This is a genomic window from Romboutsia sp. (assembly GCF_051659545.1).
Taxonomy (GTDB): Bacteria; Bacillota; Clostridia; order Peptostreptococcales; family Peptostreptococcaceae; genus JBOFOR01.
In genome coordinates this window covers 1-1,431 of record NZ_JBOFOR010000173.1, presented here as the reverse complement: position 1 = coordinate 1,431, position 1,431 = coordinate 1, and the positions used below count along the sequence as shown (strand labels likewise).

At 33.8% G+C, this 1,431-nt stretch carries 2 protein-coding genes; both read left to right on the top strand.

The genetic code is table 11. From position 1 onward, the window contains the following. Positions 1 to 242 (top strand): hypothetical protein (locus ACRC03_RS09355; protein WP_438652299.1); only part of this gene is annotated, 242 nt, incomplete at its 5' end. 2 nt (positions 243 to 244) lie between these two features. Then, positions 245 to 1,431, top strand: a 1,187-nt coding sequence (locus ACRC03_RS09350) for a hypothetical protein (protein ID WP_438652298.1), incomplete at its 3' end; no start/stop codon positions are given.

The following is a 1,431-nucleotide window of genomic DNA, read 5'->3' as shown; positions in this document are numbered from 1 at the left end:
GTGCTGATTTAGCATATAGATATAGTGAGTATGTTAGTGCATATGCCTATAAACAATTTATGGGGTATAGTACAAGAACTACTGCCTATAACATTGTGATATTGTCTGGGTATGTATATTTTATGGAAATGTATGACATACCTAACACATTGAATACTAACTTACTCACTGCTGACCAGATGAATACTATTCTTCTGCATATAAACAAACTATTAAATTGCCACTATACTTATAGATTTTAACTATGGCTAATAAATATGATATAAATAACTCATCAAGTCAGTTAAAGTATACCTTACCGGGTACTACATTACCTGCTACTTCTAATAGGTATGATACTAATACAGCTTCAAAAGAAGTAGGTTCCCTTATAGATAAGAAGACATTACAGCAGTTGGTAGATGACTATTTAGCTACTTTAGGCTTAACTGATACATATTATGCTGGATGGAGTCCAGTGCTTAATTTAGAGACTGTTGGAGATGAAAGAACAGTATTAAAGTTAGTAGGATATATTGGTGGACAAGGAACTATGCCTATTGATAATATTGGTAGTTATTTTGGTCCTTCTGGTTTTGTAATAAACTCAATAGATGCTGTAGATTTACAAGGAGATAATGGTCAAGATGGACAGGATGGTGCTCCATTTGTAGTTAATAGTACTGGTGCTATAACAACAAGTGGTGATAATAGTACTATTGTGTTAGATAATTATGATGGTACTGTAGCAAGTGCTACAAGTCCTTATTGGCATATAGTTACAACAGATGGTAGAACTCCTCCCTCAACTCCTGTTATTAATATAGTTGGTGGTAGTACCCCTTCTGGTAATTTAGCTGGACACTTAATAATGTCATATGACTATGATGGTACAATACCTACTGGAACATGGGTTGATATAGGTGAGTTTACTACTGTTAAAGGAGATGATGGTGATTATGTTGAGATATTGTATAGCCCAACAGGTGTTGATGGGACTTATACTGTTGATGATACCAATGCTAAATATATATGGATTAAGAACTTAAATGGTGTAACTAATGCTATTATTTCTGAATATAAAGGTAAATTTGTAGGTGATGATGGAATAGGTGCTGATGGTAAGGGTAGAGTTAGTATATTAGATGATAGTTTGGGATATTTAAGTGAGAAGTTAGTTGCTGGTACTAATATAGGTTTAGCTGTATTAAATCCTGATGGTGATGAAACATTACAAATTAATAACACAACACCAAATGCTAATACTACTACAACTGGGTTATTAACATCTACTGATTGGAATACCTTTAATGGAAAAGTACCTTATACTGGTGCTACTGCTAATGTGGATTTAGGAGGATTTAACTTACTTGCTAAAGGGTTGAATTTAGATACTAATATCCCTTACATTGTTACCAATCCGGGTGATATGGGTTGGAATGATGAAGATGG